At 67.4% G+C, this 8,388-nt stretch carries 7 protein-coding genes; 4 read left to right on the plus strand and 3 right to left on the minus strand.

Annotation, left to right across the window (positions count from 1 at the left end; translation table 11 throughout):
- From JWQ89_RS07565 to JWQ89_RS07575, 3 genes are all read left to right on the plus strand, one after another.
- On the plus strand, positions 1–161 hold a 161-nt coding region (locus JWQ89_RS07565), incomplete at its 5' end, for a YeeE/YedE thiosulfate transporter family protein (RefSeq protein ID WP_299639790.1).
- 1 nt (position 162) lies between these two features.
- Positions 163–636, plus strand: a complete 474-nt coding sequence (locus tag JWQ89_RS07570; RefSeq protein WP_299639779.1) for a DUF6691 family protein — start codon at positions 163–165, stop codon at positions 634–636.
- A gap of 5 nt (positions 637–641) precedes the next feature.
- Entirely contained in the window at positions 642–1,793 is a 1,152-nt protein-coding gene (locus JWQ89_RS07575; RefSeq protein WP_299639781.1) for an FAD-dependent monooxygenase, read from the plus strand.
- 51 nt (positions 1,794–1,844) lie between these two features.
- Here JWQ89_RS07575 and JWQ89_RS07580 read toward each other — a convergent pair whose 3' ends face one another.
- The 3 genes from JWQ89_RS07580 to JWQ89_RS07590 form a co-directional block, all read right to left on the minus strand.
- The gene (locus JWQ89_RS07580; protein ID WP_299639783.1) at positions 1,845–2,597 is read right to left on the minus strand and encodes an invasion associated locus B family protein; all 753 of its coding nucleotides are present in this window, start codon (positions 2,595–2,597) and stop codon (positions 1,845–1,847) included.
- 112 nt (positions 2,598–2,709) lie between these two features.
- Positions 2,710–6,210, minus strand: coding sequence for a transcription-repair coupling factor (gene mfd / locus JWQ89_RS07585; RefSeq protein ID WP_299639785.1), 3,501 nt, complete (start codon positions 6,208–6,210; stop codon positions 2,710–2,712).
- The gene (locus JWQ89_RS07590; protein ID WP_299639787.1) at positions 6,207–6,488 is read right to left on the minus strand and encodes a succinate dehydrogenase assembly factor 2; all 282 of its coding nucleotides are present in this window, start codon (positions 6,486–6,488) and stop codon (positions 6,207–6,209) included. Before JWQ89_RS07590 ends, mfd begins: the two co-directional genes overlap by 4 nt.
- A 112-nt stretch (positions 6,489–6,600) precedes the next feature.
- Here JWQ89_RS07590 and recG point away from each other — a divergent pair.
- A partial coding sequence (recG, locus tag JWQ89_RS07595; RefSeq protein WP_299639789.1) for an ATP-dependent DNA helicase RecG occupies positions 6,601–8,388 on the plus strand: 1,788 nt, incomplete at its 3' end.

Below are 8,388 nucleotides of genomic sequence, written 5' to 3' on the forward strand. Positions count from 1 at the left end.
CCTCGGGCCTCCTCATCGGCTTCGGCACCCAGGTCGGCAATGGCTGCACCTCGGGGCACGGCGTCTGCGGCATCGCGCGGCTGTCGCGGCGCTCGTTCGTCGCGGTCGCCGTGTTCTTCGGCGTCGCCATCCTCACCGTCGCCATCACCGGGATCGTCTGAAATGACCGCCTCGACCCGCCTGCCCTATCTCGCCACCGCAGCGCTCAGCGGCCTGCTGTTCGGCGCCGGGCTCTACATCTCGCAGATGGTCGATCCCTTGAAGGTGCTGCGCTTCCTCGATTTCACCGCCATCCCGACCGGCGGCTGGGACCCGAGCCTCGCCTTCGTCATCGTGCCGGCGATCGTGGTGATGTTCGTCGCCGTGCGTACCGGCCGCCGACGTGAGGCGCCGCTGTTCGACGCCCGGTTCCATGAGCCCGAGTTCCACTACATCGACGGCCCGCTGCTGGCCGGCGCCGCGTTGTTCGGCATCGGCTGGGGCATGTCGGGCATCTGCCCCGGCCCGGCGATCTCGCTGATCGCCTTCTGGCCGGACAACCTGCTGATCTTCCTTCTCGCGTTGTTCGCCGGCTCCTATGCCGGCGCGCTGGTCATCCCGAGCGGCCGCGACCGGCGGCTGGCGTTGGCGCGGTGAGCAGGTTGCCCGAAGCAGTGGTGGTCGGCGGCGGCCTTGCCGGCGTCGCCGCCGCGGTCGCGGTGGCGCGAGCCGGCCTCCGCACCCTCCATCTCGCCCCCAAGGGCCCGCCCGACCGACGGACCTCGGCGCTGATGGGTCCGAGTGTCGATTACCTCCGGGCCTCGAGCCTGATCGGCGATCCGTCGAGCCTCGGCCACCCGCTGACCCAGATTCGCATCATCGATGCCACCGACCGGCTGATCCGCGCCCCCGAGACGCTGTTCGACAGCAAGGACGCCGGGCTCGAGGCCTTCGGCTGGAACTTCCCCAACATCAAGCTGCTCGAAGCCTTCGAGGTGGCCGGCGCAGCGCTGCCCAACCTCGAGACGCGCGAACTGTCGCTGTCCGGCATCGACCGGGGCAGCGACGGCTGGATCCTGACGCTATCGGACGGCACGGTCATCGAGACGCCATTCGTGGTCGGCTCGGACGGCAAAAAATCGCTGGTGCGCGTCGCCACCGTCTTCCGGGCCCGCGAGCACGGCTTCACCCAGTCCGCGCTGGTCTGCGACCTCGAGCTGGGCCGCCCGCTCGGCGGCGCGTCAGTAGAATTCCACTACGAGCAAGGCCCGTTCACCCTGGTGCCGGCTGGCGGGTCGCGCGCCAATCTCGTCTGGATAGACGATCGCGAGGTACTGAAGGCGGCACAGGCGTCCGGCCCGGAAGGGCTGCGGGAGACCTTCCTCAAGAAGTCGCAGCGCCTGTTCGGCGACATCAAGCTGCTGACCCCGACGCATATGTTCCTGCTCTCGACGCTGACCGTCGAGCGCGCCGGCATGGACGGCATCGTGCTCGCGGGCGAGGCCGCGCATGCGTTCCCGCCAATCGGCGCGCAGGGACTCAATCTCGGACTGCGCGACGTGGCGGATCTCGCGGCTTCACTCGCCGCCGCTGACCGCAGTGTCCCCCACTGGGCGCAGGCGGTCAGTGCCGACTACGCAGCGCGCCGGGCCGACGATCTCGAGCGCACCGGCGGCATGGTGGATGCGCTGTTCCGCTCTCTGCTCAGCGATTTCCTGCCGGCGCAGGCCCTCCGCGCCGGCGGGCTCTGGGCGCTGCGGCTGCTTCCGCCGCTGCGCAAGCAAGCGTTCGGCCTCGGCATGGGCAATCGCTGAAAACGCAAAGGGCGCCCAGAGGCGCCCTTTCAATTCGAGATGCCGAGCCGCTTATTGCGGGGCCGGCGTCGCCGGTGCTGCGGGCTGGGCGGCATCGCCGCCAAGTTGCTTGCGCAGTTCCTCGGCGCGATCCTGCAGCTGCTTTTCGAGCACGGTCGGCGAACTCGACTTCTTGTTGAACTCGTCGAAGGTCATCGCAGCGGCGCCATCGTAGACCGTGGTGAAACCGGCGAGGTTGATGTCGATGACCAGATCCTTGTTCTGCCGGTTCTTGGCGGTCAGCTTGAGCACGCCGCCCTTCTTGAGGCTGTTCACGTAGGCCTCGTTGATCACCAGCTGGGTGGCGCAGCTCGTCGGATCGCACAGCATGAACGGCACGCGGATCGGCTTGCCGCCGTCGATCTGCCAGGTCAGGCCGAAGGGCAGCAGCACTCCGAGCGGCACGGCCGCGACGGCGAGCAGGCGGCTCTCCTGGCCCGGATCATCGCGCAACAGGAACGAGCCGAGGAACTGGTTATTGGCCACCACCACCTGGCGCATGATGCAGGCCTGCTTGCCGCCATCGATGGGGTCGCAGACCTTGAGCCAGTTCTGGGCGGGATTGGCCGGGGCAGCAGCAGCTGCAGCGCCGTCCGCAGGAGCCGCAGGAGCAGCAGCGCCATCCGCCGCGGGAGGCGCCGCGGGCGCTGCCGCACCCTCGGCGGGGGCTGCCGGCGTGGTGGCGTCCTGCGCGAGCGCCCCGAAGGTGGGCATCATCAGCGCGGCAACCGCGAAACCAGCAACGACAAGCTTTTTGAGGGTCATTGAATTTCCTTGTGGTGTCCTACCAACGGTGACTCTCCCGGCCACCCTATTTCGTGCGCTCTTCAAGGCACGAAATCGGGCAATAACATGACCAAGAGGACTTCCGGAAGCTTTAACCTGCAAGTGTTGCAGCAGTACTCGATTCCGTTGCGAGCCGGGCCATTCTTGACAGGATTGCCGCCGTTCCCTTGAGGCGCGCCTCGGGCGTTGGCCAGTCACGGCTGAACACGAGTTTCTGATCCGGCTTGATGCGGACCTGCATCTGCGGATCGGAGACCATGCGTACAAGCCCGGCCGGGTTGGGGAACTCCTTGTGGCGCAGGGTCACGACTGCGCCCTTTGGACCGGCGTCGACTTTTTCCACATTCGCGGTGCGGCAGAGCGCCTTGACGAGGATGACCTTCAGCAGCGCCTCTACCTCCTCGGGCAGCGGGCCGAACCGGTCGATCAGCTCGGCGCCGGCTGCATCGATCTCGCGGGCATCGGAAAGGTCGCCGAGGCGCCGGTAGAGCTGCATGCGCAGCTGCAGGTCGGGCACGTAGTATTCGGGGATCATCACCGGCATCCCTAGCGAGATCGTCGGGCTCCACTCGTTGCGATCCTCGTAGTCGGCATCGCCATCGCGCAGCGCCGCCACCGCTTCCTCGAGCATCGCCTGGTAGAGCTCGAACCCGACCTCGCGGATATGGCCCGACTGCTCCTCGCCGAGCAGGTTGCCGGCGCCGCGGATATCGAGGTCGTGGCTGGCGAGCTGGAAGCCCGCCCCGAGCGATTCCAGCGACTGCAGCACCGTCAGGCGGCGCTCCGCGGTGTCGTTGAGCTTGCGGTCCGGCGGGATGGTGAACAGCGCATAGGCGCGCTGCTTCGCACGGCCGATACGGCCCCGGATCTGATAGAGCTGCGCCAGCCCGAAATTGTCGGCGCGGTGCACTACCAGCGTATTGGCGTTCGGGATATCGAGCCCGGATTCGACGATGGTGGTCGAGACCAGCACGTCGAACTTGCCGTCGTAGAAGTTGTTCATGATGTCGTCGAGCTCGCCCGGCGGCATCTGGCCATTTGCCACCACATAGCTCACCTCCGGCACCTGCTGGCGCAGGAACTCGGCGATATCGGGCTGGTCCTTGATCTTGGGGACGACATAGAACGCCTGCCCGCCGCGATACTTTTCGCGCAGCAGCGCCTCGCGGACACTGAGCGGATCGAAGGGCGAGATGAAGGTGCGGATGGCGAGGCGGTCGACCGGCGGGGTCGCCAGCAGCGACAGGTCGCGGACGCCCGTCAGGGCCAGCTGCAGCGTGCGCGGGATGGGCGTCGCGGTGAGCGTCAAGACGTGGACATTGCCCTTCAGCTCCTTCAACCGCTCCTTGTGGCCGACGCCGAAATGCTGCTCCTCGTCGATAATGAGCAGCCCCAAATCCTTGAACTGGATGGATTTCGACAGCAGCGCATGGGTCCCGACGACGATGTCGACCGTCCCCTTGGCCAGCTCCTCCTTGGTCGCCTTGAGTTCGTTCGCCCCTACCAGCCGCGAGGCCTGCCGGATGCGCAGCGGCAGCCCGGAGAAGCGCTCCGAGAAGGTCTTGAAATGCTGCCGCGACAGCAGCGTCGTCGGCACCACTACAGCCACCTGCCGGCCGGACATCGCCACCGCGAAGGCGGCACGCAGCGCCACCTCGGTCTTGCCGAAGCCGACGTCGCCGCAGACCAGCCGGTCCATGACGCGCCCCGATGCCAGGTCCTCGAACACCGCGCTGATCGCCGCCAGCTGGTCCTCGGTTTCGTCATAGGGGAAGCGCGCCGCGAACTCCTCGTAGAGGCCCGGCTGCACGTCCATCGGCGGCACGGTCGTCAGCTGCCGCTGCGCCGCGATCTTGATCAGCTGCTTCGCCATCTCGCGGATGCGCTTCTTGAGCTTGCTCTTCTTGGCCTGCCACGCCACGCCACCGAGCTTGTCGAGCTCGACAATGGCATCAGCGCCGTAGCGCGATAAGAGCTCGATATTCTCGACCGGCAGGTAGAGCTTGGTGTTTTGGGCGTATTCGATCTCGACGCAGTCGTGCGGCGCGCCCTGCACCTCGATGGTCTTCAACCCCAGGAACCGGCCGATGCCGTGGTCGACGTGGACGACGAGGTCACCCGCCGCCAGCCCGGCGGCTTCAGTCAGCGCATCGGCCGCCCGCTTCCGCTTCTGCGGCCGCAGCAGGCGCTCGCCGAGAATGTCCTGCTCGGACAGAACGAGCATGTCATCGGTCTGGAACCCGGTCTCGAGCCCAAGCACCACCAGCGCCGTGGTCTCGGACGAGGTCGTCTCGGCTTCGCGCCAGTTCTCTGCCAGCCGCGGATGGGCGAGGCCGTGATCGGCCAGCACCTGCGCCATGCGGTCGCGCGAGCCCTCGGACCAGCAGGCGATGATGGTCTTGCGGCCGGTCTTCCGCTCGTTGCGGAACAGTTTTACCACGGCCTCGAACAGGTTGACGTCCTGCTGCTGCCGCTCGGCGGCAAAGCTCGGCGCCACCCGCCCACCGGCATTGTCGGCCTTCCGCATGTCCGGCGCGGCAAACGGCGAGAGCTGCACGACGCCCTTCTGCGGCGCCAGCGCATAAGGGTCGCGTTCCATCTCGTAGAGCTGCCCGGGCGGCACCGGCTTATAGGGCGCCGCGCCCTGGGACGACTGCTTTTCGTGCCGCGCATCCTCCCGGGCCTCGTAGTAGTCCGCGATCTGGCTCTGCCGGTCGGCAAAGGCTTCCCTCGCCTGGTCGTCGAAGACGAACGGCGCATCCTCGGCATAGGCCGCGAGGTGATCGAGGTCCTCGTAAAAGAAGGGCAGCCAATGCTCGACGCCCGGATAGCGCTGGCCGGCGCTCACCGCGGCGTAGAGCGGATCGTCCACCGTATTGCCGCCGAACATCGTGGTGTAGCGGGCCCGGAAGCGCCTGACGGCCTCCTCGCTCAGCAGCACCTCGCTCATCGGCGCCAGCGCGATGGTCCGGAGGTTGCCGGTGGTGCGCTGCGTATCCGGATCGAACGTCCGGATGGTCTCCAGCTGGCGGCCGAAGAAATCGAAGCGCAGCGGCGACTCGACGCCCGCGGGGTAAAGGTCCACCAACCCACCACGCACCGCGTACTCGCCGGTCTCACGCACCGTCGGAACACGGAGGTAGCCGTTGCCTGACGCCCAGGCGATCAGCCTCTCGCTGTCCACCATCTGCCCCGCCGCGGCAACAAAGCTCATTCCGGCCACCACGTCGCGCGGCGGCAGCTTCTGCACTAGCGCGTTGACCGTGGTGAGGACGATCGCCCCCTTCGCCGCACCGCTCGCCAGCGTCGACAGCGTCGTCATCCGCGCCGCGATGGTGACCCCGTTCGGCGACACGCGGTCATATGGCAGGCAGTCCCAGGCCGGGAGCGTCAGGATCTGGTGGCCCGGCATCAACTGCTCGAGTATTTCCACCATGCGCTGCATGCGCCGGCCGTCGCGCGCGACGAACACGGCGCTGACCGGTGCTTCCGGGGCGGATTTCAGCCGCTCCTCGACCAGCCGCGCGAGCACCACCGGCTGCATGCCGTCGGGAACATTGGAGATGATGCGATTAGGGCGCTGGTCGGTCATTTGGACGTTCGAAACATGAGTAGGTCGGCGAGCAGTTCGTGGTCGGCGCCGGCCGGGGTAGGCTCTGGCCCCATCAGCCATTTGAGCAGATCGGTGTCGGCCTCTTCCAGAAGCGTCTCGAAGCGATCCAGTTCCCCAAGCGCCATCCCCGCGAGACGCGCATCGGCATAGGGCCCGAGCAGCAGATCCATCTCCCGCGTGCCCCGGTGCCAGGCGCGATAACGCAGCCGGCGCAGCCGCATAGACAATTGTTCACCGGCGTCTTCTGGAAGGGCCATGATCGGGCGGTCTCGGAGATATTGGGTCGCGTGTTTACGCGGATATCGCGGCCGTGTCACGTGGCAGGCAGCCATTGTCTCGGCTAGGTTCCGCCAAGGAGGTTTCCGACTCGTGCCGCGTCCGTCTGCCCTCGATCCGCTGTTCCGCTCACTCCATTCCATCAAGGGCGTGGGACCGCAGTTGTCTGCCCTGCTCACCCGGTTCTTTGGCGCTCCCGAGGGGCAGGAGGCGATCGCGCTCGACCTGTTGATGCACATGCCGACCGGCGTGGTGGATCGACGCCGCATGGAGGGGATTGCCAAGGCGGTGCACAATAACATCGCCACGCTGAAACTCCATATCGACCGGCACCAGCCGCCGCCGAAGGGCCGGCCGAACATCCCGCACCGGGTGTTTGCGCATGACGAAACCGGCGAGATCCAGCTGGTTTATTTCCGCGCCCAGGGTGGCTGGGTGGAAAAGCTGCTACCGGTGGGCGAGACCCGCTACGTCTCCGGCACCATCGGCTTCTTCCAGGGCGAAAAGCAGATCACGCATCCCGACTATGTCGTCGAGGCCGACAGGTTCGAGGACATGCCCCTGGTCGAGCCGGTCTACCCGCTCACCCAGGGCCTCAGTTCCCGCGCACTGATCAAGCTCACCCGGCAGGTGCTGGACACGCTGCCGGACCTGCCCGAGTGGATGCCGGCCGAGCGCATCGCCGAGTTCGGCTGGCCGACCTTCCGCGCCGCGATGGTTGCGTCCCATGCGCCCGAGACGCCCGACGACGCACAGCTCTGGTCGAAGGGCCGGATGCGGCTCGCCTATGACGAATACCTCGCCGGTCAGCTGGCCCTGCTCATCGTCCGCTCCCAGCTGGTGGCGCCGCGGGGCATCGCCCGCACCTTCACCGGCGAGATCACCGCCCGGGTGCAGGCGGCCCTGCCCTACACGCTCACCGAGGGACAACGGCTCGCGGTCGAGGACATCCGGCACGACCTCGCCGCCCCCGAGCGGATGTCGCGCCTGCTGCAGGGCGATGTAGGCGCTGGCAAGACCGTAGTGGCGCTGATGGCTATGGCGGCGATGGCCGAAAGCGGCGCCCAATCGGCCCTGATGACGCCCACCGAAATCCTCTCCAGCCAGCACTACCGGACGCTGAAGCCGCTCGCCGACCAGGTCGGGCTCGGCATCGTGCTGCTGACCGGCAAGATGAGTGCGGCCGAACGGCGAGTGGCGCTGGCCGGCATCGCCGACGGCTCGACCAGCATCGTCGTCGGCACCCACGCGCTGTTCCAGTCCGCCGTCGAGTTCCACAATCTGGGCCTGACCGTCGTCGACGAACAGCACCGCTTCGGCGTCCACCAGCGGCTGGCCCTCAGCGCCAAGGGCGCGCATGCGGACCTCCTGGTGATGACCGCCACGCCGATCCCCCGCACCCTCGTCCTCACCCATTTCGGCGACATGGCGGTCAGCATCCTCCGGGAAAAGCCCCGCGGCCGGCAGCCGATCGATACCGCCGTGACCTCGATTGCCGAGTACGACCGCGTGGTGCAGCGCCTGCAGGCCCGGATCGAGGAAGGCGCGCAGGCCTTCTGGGTGTCGCCGCTGGTCGAGGAGAGCGAGCATCTCGAAGTGGTCGCGGCAGAAGACCGGTTCGCCGAGTTGAGAAAGGTGTTCGGCGACCAGGTCGTGCTGGTCCACGGCCGGATGAGCGCCGCGGCCAAGCAGGAGGCGATGGACCGCTTCCAGCGCAACCGGGCCAAGATCCTCGTCGCCACCACGGTTATCGAAGTCGGCGTCGACGTCCCCAACGCCACCATCATGATCATCGAGCACGCCGAACGCTTCGGCCTTGCCCAGTTGCACCAGCTCCGCGGCCGCGTCGGCCGAGGGGCCGGCCGATCGGCGTGCCTGCTG

It is taken from the genome of Devosia sp. (assembly GCF_028290645.1).
GTDB lineage: Bacteria > Pseudomonadota > Alphaproteobacteria > Rhizobiales > Devosiaceae > Devosia_A.

Excerpts from the sequence above, each read along its gene's own strand:
- JWQ89_RS07570 (WP_299639779.1), top strand. The coding sequence starts at position 163 with ATGACCGCCTCGACCCGCCTGCCCTATCTCGCCACCGCAGCGCTCAGC.
- JWQ89_RS07580 (WP_299639783.1), bottom strand. The coding sequence starts at position 2,597 with ATGACCCTCAAAAAGCTTGTCGTTGCTGGTTTCGCGGTTGCCGCGCTG.
- mfd (WP_299639785.1), bottom strand. The coding sequence starts at position 6,210 with ATGACCGACCAGCGCCCTAATCGCATCATCTCCAATGTTCCCGACGGC.
- JWQ89_RS07590 (WP_299639787.1), bottom strand. The coding sequence starts at position 6,488 with ATGGCCCTTCCAGAAGACGCCGGTGAACAATTGTCTATGCGGCTGCGC.